General features: G+C 71.9%; 18 protein-coding genes. 7 read left to right on the top strand and 11 right to left on the bottom strand.

Annotated elements, in window-relative coordinates; translation table 11 throughout:
- The first annotated feature begins 45 nt into the window (after positions 1-45).
- Complete coding sequence (locus NW895_RS27000) at positions 46-615, top strand: putative glycolipid-binding domain-containing protein (protein WP_289938701.1); 570 nt, start codon at positions 46-48, stop codon at positions 613-615.
- On the opposite strand, the gene NW895_RS26995 is transcribed toward NW895_RS27000, so the two are convergent.
- Both NW895_RS26995 and NW895_RS26990 read right to left on the bottom strand, forming a co-directional pair.
- On the bottom strand, positions 612-2,249 hold the full coding sequence (locus NW895_RS26995) for an ABC-F family ATP-binding cassette domain-containing protein (RefSeq protein WP_289938700.1): 1,638 nt from the start codon (positions 2,247-2,249) through the stop codon (positions 612-614). The two genes, NW895_RS27000 and NW895_RS26995, sit on opposite strands and share 4 nt — an antisense overlap.
- A 13-nt stretch (positions 2,250-2,262) precedes the next feature.
- Positions 2,263-3,321, bottom strand: coding sequence for an oxidoreductase (locus NW895_RS26990; RefSeq protein ID WP_289938698.1), 1,059 nt, complete (start codon positions 3,319-3,321; stop codon positions 2,263-2,265).
- Between the two features lie 66 nt (positions 3,322-3,387).
- Here NW895_RS26990 and NW895_RS26985 point away from each other — a divergent pair, with 66 nt between their 5' ends.
- Positions 3,388-4,344: an FAD-dependent oxidoreductase gene (locus NW895_RS26985; protein ID WP_289938697.1), complete on the top strand. Its 957-nt coding sequence runs from the start codon at positions 3,388-3,390 to the stop codon at positions 4,342-4,344.
- Positions 4,345-4,346: 2 nt separating this feature from the next.
- Here NW895_RS26985 and NW895_RS26980 read toward each other — a convergent pair whose 3' ends face one another.
- Entirely contained in the window at positions 4,347-5,588 is a 1,242-nt protein-coding gene (locus NW895_RS26980; RefSeq protein ID WP_289938696.1) for a M14 family metallocarboxypeptidase, read from the bottom strand.
- Positions 5,585-7,540 (bottom strand): Xaa-Pro dipeptidyl-peptidase, encoded by a 1,956-nt coding sequence (locus tag NW895_RS26975; RefSeq protein WP_289938695.1) that lies wholly within the window; start codon positions 7,538-7,540, stop codon positions 5,585-5,587. The genes NW895_RS26980 and NW895_RS26975 overlap by 4 nt, the downstream gene beginning before the upstream one ends.
- Positions 7,541-7,740: 200 nt before the next feature.
- Here NW895_RS26975 and NW895_RS26970 point away from each other — a divergent pair, with 200 nt between their 5' ends.
- Positions 7,741-9,264: a M1 family metallopeptidase gene (locus NW895_RS26970; protein WP_289938694.1), complete on the top strand. Its 1,524-nt coding sequence runs from the start codon at positions 7,741-7,743 to the stop codon at positions 9,262-9,264.
- Between the two features lie 6 nt (positions 9,265-9,270).
- Positions 9,271-9,402: a hypothetical protein gene (locus NW895_RS26965; protein WP_289938693.1), complete on the top strand. Its 132-nt coding sequence runs from the start codon at positions 9,271-9,273 to the stop codon at positions 9,400-9,402.
- A gap of 197 nt (positions 9,403-9,599) precedes the next feature.
- On the opposite strand, the gene NW895_RS26960 is transcribed toward NW895_RS26965, so the two are convergent.
- Positions 9,600-11,066, bottom strand: a complete 1,467-nt coding sequence (locus tag NW895_RS26960; protein WP_289938692.1) for an amino acid permease — start codon at positions 11,064-11,066, stop codon at positions 9,600-9,602.
- Between the two features lie 263 nt (positions 11,067-11,329).
- On the opposite strand from NW895_RS26960, the gene NW895_RS26955 reads away from it, so the two are divergent.
- A complete protein-coding gene (locus NW895_RS26955) occupies positions 11,330-12,046 on the top strand; it encodes a MerR family transcriptional regulator (RefSeq protein WP_289938691.1) in 717 nt (238 codons plus the stop codon).
- Here the strand turns inward: NW895_RS26955 and NW895_RS26950 are convergent.
- The 4 genes from NW895_RS26950 to NW895_RS26935 form a co-directional block, all read right to left on the bottom strand.
- Positions 12,032-14,215 carry a 3-hydroxyacyl-CoA dehydrogenase NAD-binding domain-containing protein gene (locus NW895_RS26950; protein WP_289938690.1) on the bottom strand — a complete coding sequence of 728 codons (2,184 nt, stop codon included), beginning with the start codon at positions 14,213-14,215 and terminating at the stop codon, positions 12,032-12,034. The two genes, NW895_RS26955 and NW895_RS26950, sit on opposite strands and share 15 nt — an antisense overlap.
- Positions 14,216-14,255: 40 nt before the next feature.
- Positions 14,256-15,470, bottom strand: coding sequence for an acetyl-CoA C-acetyltransferase (locus tag NW895_RS26945; protein WP_289938688.1), 1,215 nt, complete (start codon positions 15,468-15,470; stop codon positions 14,256-14,258).
- Positions 15,471-15,583: 113 nt separating this feature from the next.
- Complete coding sequence (locus NW895_RS26940) at positions 15,584-16,714, bottom strand: CaiB/BaiF CoA-transferase family protein (protein ID WP_289938687.1); 1,131 nt, start codon at positions 16,712-16,714, stop codon at positions 15,584-15,586.
- Positions 16,715-16,827: 113 nt separating this feature from the next.
- Positions 16,828-17,208 carry an MmcQ/YjbR family DNA-binding protein gene (locus NW895_RS26935; protein WP_289938686.1) on the bottom strand — a complete coding sequence of 127 codons (381 nt, stop codon included), beginning with the start codon at positions 17,206-17,208 and terminating at the stop codon, positions 16,828-16,830.
- Between the two features lie 91 nt (positions 17,209-17,299).
- On the opposite strand from NW895_RS26935, the gene NW895_RS26930 reads away from it, so the two are divergent.
- Positions 17,300-18,478, top strand: coding sequence for a saccharopine dehydrogenase NADP-binding domain-containing protein (locus NW895_RS26930; protein ID WP_289938685.1), 1,179 nt, complete (start codon positions 17,300-17,302; stop codon positions 18,476-18,478).
- A 12-nt stretch (positions 18,479-18,490) separates the two neighbouring features.
- Here the strand turns inward: NW895_RS26930 and NW895_RS26925 are convergent, their stop codons facing one another.
- The gene (locus NW895_RS26925) at positions 18,491-18,631 is read right to left on the bottom strand and encodes a hypothetical protein (RefSeq protein WP_289938684.1); all 141 of its coding nucleotides are present in this window, start codon (positions 18,629-18,631) and stop codon (positions 18,491-18,493) included.
- A 204-nt stretch (positions 18,632-18,835) separates the two neighbouring features.
- On the opposite strand from NW895_RS26925, the gene NW895_RS26920 reads away from it, so the two are divergent.
- Complete coding sequence (locus NW895_RS26920) at positions 18,836-19,030, top strand: hypothetical protein (protein ID WP_289938683.1); 195 nt, start codon at positions 18,836-18,838, stop codon at positions 19,028-19,030.
- On the opposite strand, the gene NW895_RS26915 is transcribed toward NW895_RS26920, so the two are convergent.
- Complete coding sequence (locus tag NW895_RS26915; protein ID WP_289938682.1) at positions 19,018-19,713, bottom strand: endonuclease V; 696 nt, start codon at positions 19,711-19,713, stop codon at positions 19,018-19,020. The two genes, NW895_RS26920 and NW895_RS26915, sit on opposite strands and share 13 nt — an antisense overlap.
- Positions 19,714-20,300: the final 587 nt, after the last annotated feature.

Below are 20,300 nucleotides of genomic sequence, written 5' to 3'. Positions count from 1 at the left end.
CGTCCCCCGGGGGCCCGGGCCCGGTGCTGCTCGTAGGGTGGCGGTATGACCACTTCGCGCGTACTCACCTGGGACGTCACGGCGAGCCGGGGCTACGAGACCGCCTGGATCGACGTCGACGGCGACACCCTGCGCGCCCGCGGCCGGGCGGTCGGGACCGCACCCGAGCCGTACTGGATCTCGTACGAGCTCGACACAGGTGAGGGCTTCGTGACGCGCCGGCTGCTGGTGACGGCGGAGACGGCGGCCCGCACCCGCACCCTCGATCTGCGGCACGACGGCCGGGGCGGGTGGACGGCCGACGGGGAGCGGCTGCCGGACATGGACGGCGCCCTCGACTGCGATCTGGGCCTGTGCCCGCTGACGAACACCATGCCGGTGCTCCGTCACGGGCTGCACCGCTCCCCCGGCGAGCAGGAGTTCTTGATGGCCTGGGTGTCGGTGCCGGGTCTGACGGTCCGGCGGTCCCGGCAGACCTACACCCACCTCGCGCGGACCGACGGCGGTGGGCGGGTCCGCTACGCGTCCGGCGAGTTCCGCAGCGATCTGGAGTTCGACGGCGACGGCTTCGTGACCCACTACCCGGGGCTGGCCGCGCGCCTGACGCCCCGTTAGCGCTCCGTCACCTTGCCGTCCGCGACCTCCAGGCGCCGCGTCACCCGTACCGCGTCCAGCATCCGCCGGTCGTGGGTGACCAGGAGCAACGTGCCCTCGTAGGAGTCGAGGGCCGACTCCAGCTGCTCGATGGCGGGCAGGTCGAGGTGGTTGGTCGGCTCGTCCAGGACCAGGAGGTTGACGCCTCGGCCCTGGAGCAGGGCCAGGGCCGCCCTTGTGCGTTCGCCCGGGGAGAGGGTGGCCGCCGGGCGCAGGACGTGGTCCTGCTTCAGACCGAACTTGGCCAGGAGGGTGCGGACTTCGACGGGTTCCGTGTCGGGGACGGCAGCGCAGAAGGCGTCCAGCAGGGACTCCGGGCCGTGGAACAGTTGGCGGGCCTGGTCGACCTCGCCGAGGAGGACCCCCGAGCCCAGGGCCGCGTGTCCGGCGTCGAGCGGGACGCGGCCCAGCAGGGCGCCGAGCAGCGTGGACTTGCCGGCTCCGTTCGCGCCCGTGACCGCCACCCGGTCCGCCCAGTCGATCTGCAACGACACCGGGCCGAGGACGAAGTCGCCGCGCCGCACCTCCGCGTCCCGGAGCGTGGCGACGACCGCGCCCGACCGCGGTGCGGCCGCGATCTCCATACGCAGCTCCCACTCCTTGCGCGGCTCCTCGACGACCTCCAGGCGCTCGATCATGCGCTGCGTCTGGCGGGCCTTCGCGGCCTGCTTCTCGCTGGACTCGCTGCGGAACTTGCGGCCGGTCTTGTCGTTGTCGCCCGCCTTGCGGCGGGCGTTCTTCACGCCCTTGTCCATCCAGGCGCGCTGCATCTGCGCCCGCTCCTGGAGGGCCGCCTTCTTGTCGGCGTACTCCTCGTACTCGCCCCGGGCGTGCCGGCGGGCCACCTCCCGCTCCTCCAGGTAGGCCTCGTAGCCGCCGCCGTAGAGGTTGATCTGCCGCTGGGCCAGGTCGAGTTCGAGGACCTTGGTGACGGTGCGGGCGAGGAACTCCCGGTCGTGGCTGACGACGACCGTTCCGGCGCGCAGGCCGGCGACGAAGTGCTCCAGTCGCTCCAGGCCGTCCAGGTCGAGGTCGTTCGTCGGTTCGTCCAGCAGGAACACGTCGTAGCGGGAGAGCAGCAGCGACGCCAGTCCGGCTCGTGCCGCCTGGCCGCCGGACAGGGACGTCATCGGCTGGCCCAGGTCGACGGCCAGGCCCAGCGAGTCGGCGACCTCCTCCGCGCGGTCGTCGAGGTCGGCGCCGCCCAGCGCCAGCCAGCGCTCCAGGCTCGTCGCGTACGCGTCGTCGGCACCGGGGGCGCCGTCGACCAGTGCCTGGGTCGCCTCGTCCATCGCCCGCTGCGCGTCGGCGACGCCGGTACGCCGGGCCAGGAATTCCCGTACGGTCTCGCCGGGCCTGCGCTCCGGCTCCTGCGGCAGGTGGCCGACGGTCGCGGTCGGCGGGGAGAGGCGCAGCTCGCCCTGTTCCGGGGCGAGAAGCCCGGCGAGCATCCTGAGCAGCGTGGACTTGCCCGCGCCGTTGGCTCCGACCAGTCCGATCACGTCCCCGGGCGCGACGACGAGGTCGAGCCCGGTGAACAGGGAGCGGTCGCCGTGGCCGGCGGCGAGGTTCTTGGCGACGAGGGTGGCAGTCATCAGACCGCAGATCCTAACGGCCGGCCTTCGCTGCGTGCCTCCCGGTTTCTCCGTGTGTCATCGCCTCCACCAGCACGCTTCCCGACGCCCGTGCCACCACGAAGGACTCCCCCTTCACCGCTTTCGCGTCCAGGGCGATGCGGTGGCTGCCCGGTTCGAGGACGCCGTCGAAGAGTTCGTGGGTGTGGGTGCGGTACAGGCGGTCGAGGCGGTACGCGGTGAGACGGACCCGGCAGGGTGAGGTGACCTCGACGTCCGCCTCGCCGTCGGCGGCGACCAGGCGAGTGAGGCGGCGTTGTTCCGCCGGGCTGCGGTCCAGGGCGTGTTCGATCTGGGCGACGAGAAGCGGCACGATCGGAGCGAGTCCGTCGACGTAGGCCACCTCGACCCCGGCCCGTTCGAAGGCGCGGCGTACGGCGGTGCGTTCTTCCGCGGTGATCGCGCGGCCGAAGGCGACGGCGCCGTAGGCGCGCAGTTCGTCGGCGGGGACGTCGCCGGCGTCGCGGGTGATGTCGGCGCCGATGCCGATGGTGCGCAGCGCGGCGGCGAGCTTGGCGAGGAGGGCGACGCGGGCGCCGATCAGGAGGACCCGGCGGCGGGGCCCCTGGCCGGTGCCGTCCAGGAGGGGGCCCAGGGCCGCGCGGTACTCGGCGCCGTGGAAGCGGAACGGGCCGATGCCGTGGTAGCCGTTGAGCTCCAGGTCGGCGCGGGTGCCGGTCTGCCAGGCGAAGTCCCGCCAGACGACGTCGTCGCCGTCCCGCTCGATGACGGCGGTCACGGCGCCGCACGCCAGGTCCTCGCACTCCGGACAGCCGTAGATGACGTACCGGCCGTCCGGTAACGGTGGCTCCGTCTCCAGGAGCAGGCCCCGGACCTGCGCGGTGAAGATCGCGGGCGGGACGTCGGAGGCGAGCGGGGAGACGGCGTCCAGGTCGGAGAGCTGGAACAGCAGCGGGCGCCCGTCGACCACGAAGTCCATGAACTCCCGGTGGACCTGGTAGTCACCGTTGGCGAGGACTCCACCGGCCCGCATCGCCGGTGCCAGGCCGAAGGTCGCGTACTCGGCAGACATGCTGCGAGTATTCCCGGAACGGGACGTAGGTGAGCGCGGCATGACATATTCCGCTAACGTCCCCGCATGGGATACGAACACAGTGGCGATGTCGTCGTGGTCGGCGGTGGAATCGTCGGGCTGACCACGGCCGTCGTCCTCGCCGAGCGCGGCCGGCGCGTGCGGGTGTGGACGCGGGAGCCGGTCGAGGGGACCACCTCGGCCGTTGCGGGGGCACTGTGGTGGCCGTACCACGTCGAGCCCGTCGCGTCGGCGCGCGGCTGGGCCTTGCGCTCCCTGGACGTGTACGAGGAGCTGGCCGCGCGGCCCGAGGCGACCGGCGTACGGATGGTCGAAGGGGTACTGGGCGAGACCGCGCTGGACGAGGTCGGCGCGTGGGCGTCCGCGCGGCTGCCGGGGCTGCGTGCCGCGACACCTGAGGAGTACGGCGGGGCCGGGCTGTGGGCACGGCTGCCGCTCATCGACATGGCGACCCATCTGCCGTGGCTGCGGGAGCGGTTGCTGAACGCGGGCGGGGTGGTGGAGACGCGAGCGGTGTCCCCCGGGTTCGCGGAGGCCGACGCTCCGGTCGTGGTCAACTGCACGGGCCTGGCCGCCCGGGAGCTGGTGCCGGATCCGGCCGTGCGTCCGGTGCGCGGGCAGCTGGTCCTCGTGGAGAACCCGGGCATCCGCACCTGGCTGGTCTCCACCGCCCCTTCCGGGGAGATGGCGTACTTCTTCCCGCAGCCCGGGCGGCTCGTGCTGGGCGGCACATCCGAAGAGGACGTGTGGTCCCTGGAGCCGGATCCGGCGGCGGCGGAGGCGATCGTGCGGCGCTGCGCGGCGCTGCGGCCGGAGATCGCCGGGGCGCGCGTCCTGGAGCACCGGGTGGGGCTGCGGCCCGTGCGGGACGCGGTGCGGCTGGAGCGCGAACCACTGCCGGACGGGCGGGTGCTGGTGCACAACTACGGCCACGGCGGCGCGGGCGTCACCGTGGCCTGGGGCTGCGCGGAGGAGGCGGCCGGGCTGGCCGCCTCCCCCTGAGTTCAGCAGTCGGTGACGGGCTCACCGGCCGTGAGGTGGTACGGCGCGCGGGCGTCGAGGAGCAGGGGGACCAGGGCGCGCAGGGACTGGCGGAGGGGGACGTAGGTGCCTGACGTCCTCACTCCATGCAGGGCGAGTTCGTCCTTCACGTCCGTGTACTGGGCGGCGGTGAGCCGGTAGCCGCAGGGCGGATCCTGGATCACTTCCGAGGGCTCGGGCGGGTCGTTGTCGGCGCCGCCGAGGTGGACCGGCCCCGTGTCGCGGTGGCCCGCGAGCCGGGCCGTGGCCGTCGTCACCTCGATCCGGCGGCGCCGCTCGTCGGCGAAATCGAACAAGCCGTTCAGCGCCGCCAGCTGGGAGTTCACCCGGCGCCGGTTGTTGACCGCTTCGCGCACGTCGGTGAGCGCCTCGACGCGGCTTTCGATGAGCAGGCCGACCGCGTGTTTGATGCCGGACATGTTTCGCAGGATGCGCTCCTGGCCGTCACCGGCGGTCTGTTTGACCGGGTCGCCGGTGACGGGGTCGGTCCAGATGCCGTACGTGCCGGTGGAGTATCCGGCGCGCCCCGCGGTGGGGCGGACGTAGTCCCGGGACAGGGTCTGGGCCTCGTCGTGGACGGCCGGGTCCGTGTTGAGGTTGCGCGGCCACAGGTCGAAGAGGTCCTTGTCGTAGTACGGGGGCGTGGCTCCGTACTCGTGCAGGTCGTACACCACGTCGGGACGTTGGTCACGGATGACCCCGGCCAGCGCCCGCGCCTCGGCGGTCTTCAGGGAGAGGTGGTCGCGGTTGACGTCCACTCCGTCGCTGTTGCCGCGGGTGTCGGCGGCCCGCCCGTCGGGGTTGGCGGTGGGGAGGACCAGCACGGTCGTGCGGTCCAGGAAGCGCCGGGTCCGCCGGTCGTCGGCGTAGGCCAGGTCGCGGACGGTGGTGAGGCAGGCCTCGCGGCCGGACGGCTCGTCGCCGTGCTGGCTGCACACCAGGAGAACCGTGTTCGGGGCGGGGCGGGTGCCGACCCGTACGAGCTGGAGCGGGCGGCCCTGCTTCGTGGTGCCGATGGTGGTCATGGAGACCCGGCTGCTCGCCCGGTCGACGGCGGCGAGGAAGGCCCGCTCCTCGGGCTGGGTGGTCCAGCGGGCGCCGTTCGACTGCTCGAAGCCGGTGCGCGGCGGCGAGGAGTCGGCCGCGTGGGCCGGGCCCGCCATCAGGGACGCGGCGACGGCCGCTGTGGTGAGTAAGCGGATCATCGGCCTCCCTCCGGGATGCGGTGGGCGGTGCGCGGCGGCCGTACGCCGTCCAGCGCCGTGGCCTCGGGGGCGGCGGACTGCGAGCCGGCGGTGGCGCGGGCGAACGCGGCGGCTTTGCCGACGAACGGGACGCGGGCCGACGTGCGGGACAGGTCGAGCGTGAGGGTCGGCCGGTCGGCGGGTGGGTCGATGAGGTCCTTGTCGGTGCCCGCAACGATCAGCGCCAGGCGGTGGCCCTTGGGGATCACGTGGTCGGTGGCCGCGAGGTCGAGGGTGATGGTGTAGGCCTTGCCCGGGGTGAGCGGGACGCCCTTGCGGTCCGAGGCGTGGTTGCCGAGGTCCGCCCAGCCGCGGCTGACCACCGTGTAGTCGACGTCGGCGGTCCTGGCCCGGGTCTCCTTGAAGCAGGCGCTGTCGCCCGATGTGCTCGCGCCCCAGCAGGTGCGGTCGGTGAGGGTGGTGATGCCCTCGCCGCTCGCGGCGTAGTCGCGGATGGTGTCGGGCCCGAGGTCGACGAGGACGGCGGAGAGGTGCGCCGTCGGGGTGCTGGGCGTCGCGGTGACGGTGACCTCGGAGGAGCCGGACAGGCGCAGGTCCCGGGTGAGCGGGCCGGTGACGAAACCCGCCTTCTCCGGTGTCGACTTGTCGATTTGAGCGGCCCATTCGGTCTCGCTCAGCCGTGGGTCGTCGGTGAGGGTCTCGGTGCCGTGGCCTCTGGTCAGGCCGAGTGTGCCGACGCCCGGCCGGGTGCCCTGGGCGGGACGCAGGGTCGCGGTGCCGGTGCCGCGCGGCGGCCAGCTCTTCGAGGTGACCCACTGGTCGGGGTGGCGCTCGATGTCGGCCATGGGCTCACGGTCGATGCCGTTGTCGTAGCCGAGGAGTTCGTGGTCGAACCAGCGGTGCAGGGTGTCCACCCAGGCGGCGCGGCGGAAGTCGAAGGGGTCGACGTGGCCGGTCTGGGAGAGCCAGATCTTGCGCTCGACGCCGTTCTTCGCGAGGGCGTCCCACCACGGGCCGACGTGCTGCATCCGCACGTTCAGGTCCTGCTGACCGTGGATCAGGAAGACGCTCGCCTTCACCCGGCTCGCGGCCTTCACGTAGTCGCGCTCGGTCCACAGCGGCGTCCAGTCTCCGGTGCGCGGGGCGCCGTCGACGAGCTTCTGCTGGACCGCGGCGCACCTGGCGCGCGCGTCGGGGCTGTCGACGTAGTCGGACAGCCAGTCGGGGCCGGAGTTGTACAGCGGGGCGCCCTTGGTGAAGTAGTACTCGTACCAGGTGGAGATGGCGCTGATCGGGACGATGGTCTCCAGGCCCTCGACCCCGGTGGCGGCGACGCCGTTGGCTACTGTCCCGTCCCAGCTCTTGCCGATCATGCCGGTCCTGCCGTTGGTCCAGCCGGCCTTGGCGCGGACGGTGCCGGTGCGGGTGGTGTACGCCCTGGCCCGGCCGTTGAACCAGTCGACGACGGCCTTCGCGGACTGGATGTCGGAGCGGCCGCCGACGTCGGCGCAGCCGTCGGAGCGGTTGGTGCCGGCGAGGTCGACGCCGACGAAGGCGTAGCCACGCGGCACGAAATAGTTGTCGTAGAACAACGGCATCCGGACGACGTTGCCGTCGGCGTCGTACGTCTTCTTCTGGCTCTCGTTGCCGCGGCCGCAGCAGGAGTAGTACGGGCTGGCGTCCATGATGACCGGGACCTTGCGGCCCTGCTGGGCGGGTTCGCGCGGGCGGACGATGTCGACGGCGACGCGGTCGGTCTTTCCGTCGCCGTCCCCGTCGAGTCCGGTGTCCACCCAGACGGCCTCGCGGATGGCGTTGTCGTACGAGTAGACGGGCTTGCTCTCGCGCGGGGCGGCGTGCGCCGCGGCGGGCGTGAGGAAGGCGGCCACCAGGGCGGTCGTGGCCACCGCCGCGAGCGGTCTCCAGATCGTGAAGCGCATGCGAGTCGGCATGCGCGGGACGGTACATCGGTCAACTCCCCCGCAGAAGAGGGCAACCAGGCGTGTCGTGGGGCCGGTGAGCGCCTGCGGGCCGGTCGGCCCATGACGGCCGAATGGCGATCGTGTGACGGTGGGGGCCATGGACACGCCCGGGGACACAGGGAATCAATAGGCTTCGAACAGGCTTCCCGACCCTACGACTTGGAGCTTTCGTGCACCGCAGAATCCTCGCACCGGGCGCGCTCGCCTCGGCCTCCCTGCTGCTGGCGATCCCGGCATCGGCCGCGAGCTACTCCCCTGGTGCTCCGGGCATCGGCGACCCCTATTACCCGGCCTACGGCAACGGCGGATACGACGTCTCCCACTACGACCTGCGGCTGAAGTACCAGCCGGCCACGGACGAGCTGCAGGGGACGGCGACCCTCCTGGCCCGGACCACGCAGGACCTGTCGCGGTTCAACCTCGACTTCCTGCTGGACGTCAGTGAGGTTCGTGTGAACGGTGCCAAAGCGTCGTTCACGACCTCCGGCGAGCACGAACTGGAGATCACTCCGAAGGCTCCGCTGCCCAAGGGCACGTCCGTCACGGTCGTCGTCCGCTACAGCGGGGTGCCCTCGTCGAAGCAGGCGTACGGCTTCACCAGCTGGCACCGCACCCCGGACGGCGGTGTCGCGGCGAACGAGCCCGAGGCGGCCTGGTGGTGGTTCCCGAGCAACGACCACCCGCTCGACAAGGCCACCTACGACGTGTCGGTCCTGGTGCCCGACGGATCGCAGGCCATCTCCAACGGCACGCTGCAGTCGACGAGTTCACGGATCGGCTGGACGCGGTACAACTGGCGGTCCGACAAACCGCAGGCCCCGTACCTGGCCACGCTGGCGGTCGGCAGGTTCGACATCACGACCGGCACGACCGAGGGTGGCATTCCGGTCATCAACGCCTACAGCAAGGACCTCGGCGACAACTACGCGGCGGCGCGGGCGAGCATCGAGCGGACCGGGGAGATCGCCGACTGGCTGGCCGGATACTTCGGGCCGTACCCCTACAACGCGCTCGGCGGCTATGTTCCGAACACCACCACCTCGTACGCGCTGGAGACGCAGACCCGGCCGTTCTACAGCCCGCGGCGGTTCACCAGCGGGGCGAACACCTCCGTGGTCGTGCACGAACTGGCCCACCAGTGGTACGGCGACCTCGTGTCCGTCGCCGGATGGAAGGACATCTGGATCAACGAGGGCTTCGCGCGGTACGCGGAGTGGCTGTGGTCCGAGCACGAGGGGGAGGGCACGGCACAGGAACTCGCCGACTACGTGTACGCCTCGCACCCGGCCGACGATCCGTTCTGGACGGTCAGGCCCGGTGACCCGGGGCCGGAGAACCAGTTCCACTCCGCCGTCTACGACCGGGGTGCGCTGGCCGTCCAGGCGCTGCGCAATGAGATCGGGGACGAGGCGTTCTTCGCCGTCCTGAAGGGTTGGCCGCGGAAGTACGCCTACGGCAACGCGACGGTCGCCGACTTCCAGAAGTACGCCGAGCAGGTGTCCGGCAAGAGTCTGACCGCGCTGTTCGACGCGTGGCTGTTCCAGCCGTCGAAGCCGAACGCGTCCGCGGCACGCGCCGCGTCCCTCGCGGGTGCGTCGGCCGCGCCGGTGCAGCCGAAGTCGTGGAAGAAGATCGCGGCGACGAACGACGTGCATGGGCACGGGCGCGGGCAGGACCACGGCGACGAACGCTGACGCCGCGTGTCGCTGCTGGAAGAGACCGGCCCCGTCAACGCCGTCCTGGCCATGCGCCGTCCGGCTGTCCCCACGTCGTCCGGCGCGCAAGCCCGCCGCAGGCCGCCGGGCGGGACGCGGCCCGACGACCACGCATGACCCGCACGGTGCACGGCCAGCACGGCACGTGAGCCCGACCACCCTGCGGGAGCCGGGGCGGCGCGTGGGCCAGGACGACGCATGCGCCGTCCCAACCGTGCGTGGGCCAGGACGAAGCCTGCGCCGTCCCGACCGTGCGTGGGCCGGGACGGCGTATGCGCCGGATCGGGCAGGGGCCCACGCCGATGCCCCGCCTGCTACTTCGTGAACTGGGAGAGTTCCTGGTCGGCCGTCCGCGCCACCCGGCGGCGGATGCCGAACCAGCCGGCGACCAGCATGGCCGCGATCAGGGGGATGAGCAGGAGGGTGCTGCGGCCGACCTCGGGGTCGTTCCACATCATGCCGAGGCAGGCCAGCAGGAAGACGATCGTGGCGATCTCCGTGACGGGGCTGCCGGGGAGGCGGAAGTGCGGGCGGGTGACCTGGCCCGCGCGGGCGCGGCGGACGAAGACCAGGTGGCAGATCATGATGATCACCCAGGTGCTGATGACGCCCAGGGAGGCGACGTTCAGCACGATCTCGAAGGCCTGGCTCGGCACGAGGTAGTTCAGGCCGACGCCGAGCACGCACACCGCGCAGGTGAGCAGGATGCCGCCGTACGGGACCTGGCTGCGGCTCATCAAGCGGGTGAACTTGGGCGCGGAGCCCGCCATGGCCATGGAGCGCAGGATGCGGCCGGTGGAGTACAGGCCGGAGTTCAGGGACGACATCGCGGCCGTGAGGACCACCAGGTTCATCACATCTCCGGCCGCCGGGACGCCGATCTTCGACAGGACGGTCACGAAGGGGCTCTCGCCGGCCGAGTAGACCGAGTTCGGCAGCAGCAGGGCCAGCAGGACGACCGAGCCGCAGTAGAACAGGCCGACCCGCCACATGATCGAGTTCACCGCGCGGGGGACGACCTTCTCCGGTTCGGCGGTCTCCCCGGCGGCGACGCCGACCAGCTCCAGGGCGGCGTACGCGAAGATCACGCCCTGCATGACGAGCACGACGGGCATCACGCCGTGCGGGAGGACGCCGCCGTTGTCGGTGATGACACCCACGCCCGGGGTCCGGCCGCCCACCTCGTGCTGGGTGGCCAGCAGGAAGACGCCGATCAGCATGAAGCCGACGAGGGTGGCCACCTTGATGATCGCGAACCAGAACTCCATCTCGCCGAAGATCTTCACCGAGATGAGGTTCACCGCCAGGACCACCGCGAGAGCGACCAGGGCGAGCACCCACTGCGGGATGTCGGTGAACAGGCTCCAGTAGTGCGTGTAGAGCGCGATCGCGGTGATGTCGGCGATACCGGTCGTGGACCAGTTGAGGAAGTACATCCAGCCGGCGACGTACGCGCCCTTCTCGCCGAGGAACTCGCGCGCGTACGACACGAAGGAGCCGGACGAGGGCCGGTACAGGACGAGCTCGCCGAGCGCGCGGACGACGAAGAAGGCGAAGACACCGCAGACGAGGTAGGCCAGCGCGAGCGCCGGGCCCGCGTCGTGCAGGCGGCCGCCGGCGCCCAGGAACAGTCCGGTTCCGATGGCGCCGCCGATGGCGATCATGTTGACATGGCGGGCCTTGAGGCCCTTGCTGTAGCCGGCGTCGCCCGCGTCCTCGTGCGTCGGGGTCGCGTCGCTGCGGGATACGGCCGTAGCCGTGTTCACGGCGTCCTTGCTCACAGGTGGTTCCACTCTCTGGTGCCCCGGGCGGATCCCGCCCGGGTGTCCGGATGTGCCTGGGTCGGCGCTCTCGGATCAAGGCACAGACCGACGGAGCACCTTTCCACACGGCTCGACCGGCATGCGGTGGCTTGCGTCACAGAGCGTGACTTCTTACAGGATCAACCGGCTGTGGTCACGACGGTCACCGGAGGTTCACCTCGTGGTCGTTCAGAGGGCCCGCGAGGTTTCACAGCACTGGTGGGACAGCGATACTGCTCCACATGACGAGCGACGCCGAGGAGCCGACCCTCACGATCGACGAGCTGGCCGCGCGGGCCGGCGTCACGGTGCGCACGGTCCGCTTCTACGGCACCAGGGGCCTGCTGCCGCCGCCGGTGATCGGTCCCCGCCGGGTCGGTCACTACGGCAGGGAGCACCTGGCCCGGCTGGCGCTGATCGAGGAGTTGCAGGGCCAGGGCATGACGCTGGCCGGCATCGAGAGGTACCTGCGGCAGCTGCCGCCCGACCTGACCCCCCATGATCTCGCCGTCCACCGGGCCGTGGTGGCCTCCTGGGCGCCGGACACCGAGGCGACCATGCCCCGGGAGGAGCTTCAGCGGCGGGCCGGACGGGTGCTCGGCGACGACGACGTCGAGCGGCTCGTCGCGATGGGCGTGGTCCGGTCCGAGGGCGGCGCCTACCGTGTCGACCTCGGTCTGCTCCGGCTCGGTGTCCGGTTGCTGGACGTGCCGCTCTCCCAGGAGGCGATCGCCGCGGCGCGCACGGTTCTCATCGAACACTCGCGCGCCGCGGCCCACGAACTCTCCCGGCTCTTCCGCAGCGAGGTGTCGGAGCGTGACACACGGGATGCGAAGTCCCTGTCGGCGCACATGCACCCCCTGGTGGTGCAGGCGCTGCTGACGACGTTCCAGCGGTCGCTGCGGGAGGAGCTGGGCGAGTGGCTCACGCAGTCACAGGCACCGTCACGGGCGGGCTGAGTCGGTGAAGCGCTCCCCCCTCTCAGCCTTCTCCACCAGCAGCGCCGGGGGCGTGAAGCGCTCGCCGTACCGCTCGGCGAGTTCACGCGCGCGTGCCAGGAAACCGGGCAGGCCACCGTCGTAGCCGTTGATGTACTGCAGCACGCCGCCGGTCCAGCCGGGGAAGCCGATGCCGAAGATGGAGCCGATGTTGGCGTCGGCGACCGAGGTCAGCACGCCCTCCTCCAGCAGCCGGACCGTGTCGAGGGCCTCGGAGAAGAGCATCCGCTCCTGCATGTCCCTGAAGGGGATCTCCGCACCGTCCCGGGTGAAGTGCTCCCGCAGCCCCGGCCACAGGCCGAGGCGCTTGCCGTCGTCCCCGTAGTCGTAGAAGCCCGCTCCCCCGCTGCGCCCCGTGCGGCCGAACTCGTCGACCATGCGGTCGATGACCGCCTCCGCGGGGTGTGCGGTCCAGGTGCCGCCCGCCTCCTCGACGGCCCGCTTGGTCTCGCCGCGGATCTTGCGCGGCAGGGTGAGCGTCAGGTCGTCCATCAGGGCGAGCACCTTGGCCGGGTAGCCCGCCTGGGCCGCCGCCTGCTCCACGGAGGCGGGCTCGATGCCCTCGCCGACCATCGCCACGCCCTCGTTGATGAAGTGCCCGATGACGCGGGAGGTGAAGAAGCCGCGCGAGTCGTTGACGACGATCGGGGTCTTCTTGATCTGCCGGACCAGGTCGAAGGCGCGCGCCAGCGCCTCGTCGCCCGTTCGCTCGCCCTTGATGATCTCGACGAGCGGCATCTTGTCGACAGGCGAGAAGAAGTGCAGCCCGATGAAGTCGGCCTGGCGCTCCACGCCCTCGGCGAGGGTGGTGATGGGGAGGGTGGAGGTGTTGGAGCACAGCAGCGCGTCGGGAGCCACGACGTCCTGGATCTCCTGGAACACCTTGTGCTTGAGGGCCGGGTCCTCGAAGACGGCCTCGATCACCGCGTCGCAGCCCGCGAGGTCGGCCACCTCGGCGGTGGGGGTGATGCGGGCGAGCAGCGCGTCCGCCTTCTCCTGGGTCGTACGGCCCTTGGACACGGCCTTGGCGCACAGTTTCTCGGAGTACCCCTTGCCCTTGACGGCCGCTTCCAGGGACACGTCCTTGAGGACGACGTCGATGCCCGCGCGGGCACACGAGTAGGCGATGCCCGCGCCCATCATGCCGGCGCCGAGGACGGCGACCTTGCGGACCTTGCGCGATGCGATGTCCTTGGGGCGGTTGGCGCCGGAGTTGACGGCCTGGAGGTCGAAGAAGAACGCCTGGATCATGTTCTTCGACGTCTGTCCGGCCGCTAGTTCGACGAAGTAGCGGGCCTCGATGACCTGCGCGGTCTCGAAGTCGACCTGGGAGCCCTCCACGGCGGCCGCGAGGATGTTGCGCGGGGCCGGGTAGGGGGCGCCGTTCGTCTGCTTGCGCAGGGTGGCCGGGAAGGCGGGCAGGTTCGCCGCGAACTTGGGGTTGGCCGGGGTGCCGCCGGGGATCCGGTAGCCCGGCCGGTCCCAGGGCTGCTGGGACTCGGGGTGGGCGTCGATGAAGGCGCGGGCCTTGGCGAGCAGTTCCTCCTGGGTGTCGGCCACCTCGTGGATCAGGCCGTTCTCCAGGGCGCGCCGGGGGCTGTACTGGGTGCCCTGCAACAGCACCTTCAGCAGCGCGTCGGCGATGCCCAGCAGGCGTACCGTGCGGACGACGCCGCCGCCCCCCGGGAGCAGGCCGAGGGTGACCTCGGGGCAGCCGATCTTGGAGCCGGGGGCGTCGAGGGCGACGCGGTGGTGGCAGGCGAGGGCGATCTCGTAACCGCCGCCCAGGGCCGCGCCGTTGAGGGCCGCGACGACCGGCTTGCCGAGGGTCTCGATGCGGCGCAGGTTGCGCTTGATGGCCATACCGCCGTCGAAGAGCTCCTGGGCCGTCTCCGGGGTGACCCGGATCAGGTCGCGCAGGTCGCCGCCGGCGAAGAAGGTCTTCTTGGCGGAGGTGATGATGACGCCCCGGATGGTGTCCTTCTCGGCCTCCAGGCGGTCGGTGACCACCTGGAGCGAGTCACGGAACGCCTGGTTCATGGTGTTCGCGGACTGGTCGGGGTCGTCCAGGACCAGGGTGACGAGGCCGGTGCGGTCCTGTTCCCAGCGGATGGTGGTGCTCTCGGTCATGACAGGGTCTCCGTAGAAGTCTGGTGAAAGCCGCTGGGGGTCAGATGCGTTCGACGATGGTCGCGATGCCCATGCCGCCGCCCACGCACAGGGTGACGAGTCCGTAGCGCTTGTCCTGGCGTTCCAGTTCGTCGACGAGCGTGCCGAGGATCATCGCGCCGGTGGCGCCGAGGGGGTGGCCGAGGGCGATCGCGCCGCCGTTGACGTTGACCTTGTCCAGGGACAGGCCCATGTCCTTCACGAAGCGCAGCACGACCGCCGCGAACGCCTCGTTGATCTCGACGAGGTCGATGTCGTCGATGGTCAGCCCGGCCTTGGCGAGCGCCTTGCGGGTGGCGGGCGCGGGGCCGGTGAGCATGATGGTGGGCTCGGATCCGGAGACCGCCGCCGAGACGATCCGGGCACGCGGCCGCAGACCGTACCGCTCGCCGGCCTCCTTCGAGCCGATCGCGACGAGCGAGGCGCCGTCGACGATGCCGGAGGAGTTGCCCGCGTGGTGGACGTGGTCGATCTTCTCGACCCAGTGGTACGTCTGCAGGGCGACGGCGTCGAATCCGCCCAGTTCTCCGATGTCCGCGAAGGACGGCTTCAGCTTCGCCAGGGAGTCGGCGGTGGTACCGGGGCGCAGGTGCTCGTCGTGGTCGAGGACGACCAGGCCGTTGCGGTCCCTGACCGGCACGACGGAGCGCTCGAAGCGGCCCTCCTTCCAGGCCGTGGCCGCGCGCTCCTGCGACAGCGCCGCATACTCGTCGACGTCCCTGCGGGAGAAGCCCTCGATGGTGGCGATCAGGTCGGCGCCGATGCCCTGCGGCACGAAGTTGGTGGCGATGTTGGTCATCGGGTCGTTGAACCAGGCGCCGCCGTCCGAGGCCATCGGCACCCGGGACATGGACTCGACGCCGCCCGCGAGCACGAGGTCCTCCCATCCCGACCGCACCTTGGCGGCGGCCAGGTTGACGGCCTCCAGGCCCGAGGCACAGAAGCGGTTCTCCTGCACGCCCGCGACCGTGTCCGGCAGCCCGGCGGCGAGGGCGGAGATCCGGGCGATGTCGGAGCCCTGGTCGCCGACCGGGCCGACGACGCCGAGCACGATGTCGTCGATCGCGGCCGGGTCGAGTTCCGGGAAACGCGCGCGGATCTCGTGGATGAGCCCGACGACCAGGTCGACGGGCTTCGTGCCGTGCAGGGCGCCGTTCGCCTTGCCGCGCCCGCGCGGGGTGCGGATCGCGTCGTACACATACGCTTCGGTGCTCACGGATCAGGCCTTTCGGATGGCAGGGAGTGGGCAGGCTCGGGGCCGCCGCGGGCCGGGTGTCAGCTGTCGTCGATCAGTCGCTCAGTCGCTCAGTCGCTCAGTCGCTCATTCATTCAGTCGTTCAGGAGACCGGGTACGTCCCAGTCTCGGGCCACGTCCGCCGTGTCGGCGCCCGGGCGGGCGGGGCCGGTACGGACGGTGGTGGGGGTGACGGAGAAGCGGGGTGCGGGGGCGGGCTGGGTGGTGCCGCCATGGTCGGTGAAGGTGCCACGGGCGGCGAGGTGCGGGTGGTGCGGGGCCTCGCGCAGCGACAGGACGGGGGCCACGCAGGCGTCGGTTCCCTCGAAGACGGCCGTCCACTCGTCCCTCGTACGGGTCTTGAAGCGGGCCGCCACCGCCTCGCGCAGGTCGCTCCATCGGGTGACGTCCGTGCGGGCCGGCGCGCTGTCCGCGATGCCGAGCAGGTGCACGAACTCGTCGTAGAACTGCTGCTCCAGGGCGCCGACCGCCATGTACTGGCCGTCGGCCGTCTCGTACGTGCCGTAGAAGGGACAGCCGCCGTCGAGGAGGTTGGCGGCGCGGCGGTCCTGCCAGCGGCCGGCGGCGAGCATGCCGTGGATCATGGCGGTGAGATGGGCGGCACCGTCGACGATGGCGGCGTCGACGACCTGGCCGGTGCCGGTCGCACGCGCGTGGTGGAGGGCGGCGAGGACGCCGACGACGAGGTAGAGGGAGCCGCCCGCGTAGTCGCCGATGAGGTTGGCCGGGACGGCGGGCGGCTGGTCCGGGCTGCCGATCATGCCGAGGGTGCCGGTGAGGGCGATGTACGCGATGTCGTGGCCGGCGCGGTGGGCGAGGGGGCCCTGCTGGCCCCAGCCGGTCATGCGGCCGTAGACGAGCGCGGCGTTGCGGGCGTGGCAGTCCTCGGGTCCGACGCCGAGGCGTTCGGCGACGCCGGGGCGGTAGCCCTCGATGAGGATGTGGGCGCGTGCGGCGAGGCCGAGGACGCGGGCGGGGCCGTCCGGGGACTTCAGGTCGACGATCACCGAGCGTTTGTTGCGGTTGGTGACGTCGTGCTCGGGGTTCAGGGCGAGGCCGGTGCCGCCGGGGCGGTCGACGCGGACGACGTCGGCGCCGAGGTCGGCGAGCAGCATGGCGGCGAAGGGGCCGGGCCCGATGCCGGCCAGCTCCAGCACGCGGACGCCGGCGAGCGGGCCGTGCGCGGGTGTGCGTGCCGCCGTCATCGAACCCCCTGTGACATGACTGATGTAACACCGGTGATGCTAGGAACCGCTCCCGGAGGACACAAGAGCAAGCGCTTAGTCGATTCGCGTGGTGGTGGCCGGGCGGTGCCCGCTCAGTGCCCGTCCAGCTCCGCCGTCAGCCGCTTCGGCGCGATGGTCCGGTAGCTCTCCTCCACCCAGTCGCAGAGCAGTTCGGCGGCCGGGGCGCCCTTCTCCTGCAGCGGGATGCTCACCCAGCCGGACTTGCCCAGGCCGTATCCGGCGGGCGCGGCGCCGGGGCAGGACAGGGCGTGGGCGTGGGCCGACGCCTCCTTGAGCTTGACCGTGACGCCCAGCGGATGGCTGCCGTCGTCGACGCCGAGGAAGACGAACACCTTCTTGTTGACCTTCGCGACGGACTCGCCCCAGGGGAACTCCTCGACGGCGCCCGGCAGCCCGAGGGCGAACTCGCGCACCTTCTCCCACTTTTTCAGGGCGTTGCTGGGCACGGCCACCAGATACCTCCGGGCTCGTCGTCGGGCTCCGCACCCCCTCACGCTAGCCTCAGCCACCGACAACGGCGCGTGCTGCGGAGCAAGGGGTGTCATGAGCAGGCTGAACAGGACGGATCGCCCGTACGACATCGTGCTCTTCGGAGCCACGGGCTTCGTCGGGACGCTCACCGCGGAGTATCTCGCCGCCCACGCGCCCGAGGGGCTGCGCTGGGCGATCGCCGGCCGCAGCGAGGACAGGCTGCGGCGGCTGCGGGAGCGGCTGCCCGGCGGTGCCGGGATCGGGGTGCTGCGGGCGGACGTGTCCGATCCGGCCTCCGTGCGCGGACTCGCCGAGCACGCGCGCGTGGTGGCCACGACGGTGGGTCCCTATGTGACGTACGGGGAGGAACTCGTCGCCGCCTGCGCGGACACCGGCACGGACTATCTCGACCTCACGGGTGAGCCGGAGTTCGTGGACCTGATGTACGTCCGCCATGACGCACGCGCGCGTGAGACGGGGGCGCGGCTCGTGCACGCCTGTGGCTTCGACTCCGTCCCGCACGATCTGGGCGTGTACTTCACGGTGCGGCAACTGCCGGAGGGCGTGCCGCTGTCCGTGGACGGGTTCGTGACCGCCGACGCGGCCTTCTCGGGCGGCACCTTCGCCTCGGCGCTGAACCAGTTCGCGCGCGGGCGGCAGATGCGGGCCGCCGCGCTGGACCGCCGGCGGCACGAGCCGCGGCTGGTGGGCCGGCGGGCGGTGACACCGGCCGGTGCGCCGCGGTTCGCCAAGGAGGTGGGTGCCTGGGCACTGCCGCTGCCGACCATCGACCCGCAGATCGTGAGGCGCTCCGCGAAGGCCTTGGAGCGCTACGGCCCCGACTTCCGCTACCGGCACTACGCGGCCGTGCGGCGCCTGCCCGTCGCGGTCGGCGGGGTCGCGGCCGTGGGGGCACTGGTGGCGGCCGCCCAACTGCCGCCCGCGCGACGCTGGCTGTCGGACCGGCTCAAGCCCGGGGACGGGCCGAGCCCCGAGAAGCGCGCGAAGAGCTGGTTCTCGCTCCGCTTCGTGGGAGAGGGCGGTGGCCGGCGGGTGTTCACCGAGGTCGCGGGCGGCGACCCCGGCTACGACGAGACGGCGAAGATCTTCGCCGAGTCGGCGCTGTCCCTGGCCCTCGACGACCTGCCGGGGACGGCCGGGCAGGTCACGACGGCGGTGGCCATGGGGGACGCGTTGATCGAACGGCTGCGCGCGGCCGGGATCACCTTCCGGGTCGCGGCACAGCAGTAGCGGGCGCCGGGGCTACCACCCCGCGACGGTGTAGATCATTCCGGCTATCCAGCCGAGCCCCGCCAGCACGGCGAGGACCAGCCCGATGGTCACGGCACGCTCGACGGGCTGGCTGGGGTGGGCAACGGGCTTCGGGGCGCGGTGCGTCGTCATGCGGCCCAGCCTGCCGAGCGGGCCGGTGCCGTCACATCCGTACGGGTACTCAGACCCAGTACTCAGATCACACCGGGGCCGTCTTCGGCGCCGGCTCCCCTGCCTTCTCGTGGGGTTTGAGACTTTCCCGGCCCTCTGCGGCAGCCCACCAGCGGCGTCCGGCGAAGAAGTACCAACAAGCACTTGAATGAAACACTTGAAGGCATGAGATTTCTTCTCGAAGTGACTCTGGACGATGGAGCGTTGGCGAAGGATCCGGCGGGTGAACTCGGCCGGATCCTCAGGTACTGGGGCGGGAATCTCCGCCACTACGCGCTCGATCCGGGCGACGGATCGGCCGTCTACGACTCCGACTACCGTGAGGTGGGCCGCTGGCACATAGAGGATCAGGCCGGGTAGGCCGCCTCCCGCAAGGCCTTCCGGCACAGGGCGTCCGCCCTGCGGGTCGTCTCCGGCAGCCGGTGGGCGGGGGTCAGGGCCAGGGTGTGGGCGCAGGCGTTGTCGAGGCTCACGCGGTGGCCGACGGAGACGAAGACCGGCTTGACACCGTCCCGGGTGCGCAGGGCGCGGCCGACCTCCTCGGTGCCGGCGAGCAGGGCGGACGCGCTGCCGCGCGGTGCGTCCGGGACGTCGTAGGTGAAGGTGAAGGGGTTCTTCGCCACGCCGATCGTGGGCAGGCCGGTGAGGACGCCGAGGTGGCTGGCGAGGCCGAAGCGGCGCGGGTGGGCCACACCGTAGCCGTCGCAGACGACCAGGCCGGGAGGGCAGGGCAGGGCGTCGAGGGCGGCGAGGACCGTGGGGATCTCACGGAAGGCGAGCAGGCCGGGGACGTACGGGAAGGAGACCCGTCCGACGGCCGTGGCCTCGGCGACCACGCCGAGGGTCGCCGCGTCCAGCACGACGGCCGCCGCCGCGACGACGTCCCGCTCGTCGTCGTACGCCACGTCGACCCCGGTCACGTGCCCCTCCCCCGGCGCCGGCCCCACCTCGTCGAGCACCACCCGCCCCCGCAACTCGTCCTGCACAGCACGGGCCTGCTCCTCGGTCGCGGGCCAGCCCGCGGGAATACGTACGGTCGTCATGGTGGCCTTGAGCCTAGAACCCCTGCCGTCGGCTTGCCGTGGTCCCACCTCCGTCGCAGCGCATGGCGACATGGGTCCGTCGGGTCTGGGCGGAGCTGCGAGGCGCCGGGGCTCGGGGGCACCCGGCAGCCGATGGCGGCATCAGGCCCCGCACGACCGCCGCGCCGGAGGGCCGCCGGCCACCGGAGCGCGGGGCGCCGGAGCGCCGGGCCCCGGGCACTGGGGCACGGGCCCCGGGCACTGGGGCGCCGGAACTCCGAGCGTCGAACCGCCGGAGACTCTGGAGGTCGAGGCGCCGGGCCGCAGCCCATCAGGCCATCAGGCCACCGGTCCGCTGGGCTCACCAGGCCGCCGGCGAAGCATGGCGTCCCCTAGCCGACGAGCCACTCGGCAACCCGGCAACCCGGCGCATGACGTTCCCGTGCTCATGCCCGCCGCGCACCCCCCGTCGTCCACCCGGACCGCCGGAGTGCCCGGCCGTCAGGCCGCCGGGCCCCCTGCCATCGCGGGCCCGAGTCCCTCCCCCACCCCCTCCCCGGCGCGTGCCCGAAGGCCACTGCCCACCGACGCCGGACGCCAGGGTCCCG

The organism is Streptomyces sp. S.PNR 29, assembly GCF_030386795.1.
GTDB lineage: Bacteria > Actinomycetota > Actinomycetes > Streptomycetales > Streptomycetaceae > Streptomyces.
The sequence above is the reverse complement of the archived record's forward strand: the minus strand, read 5'-3'. Positions and strand labels throughout refer to the sequence as shown.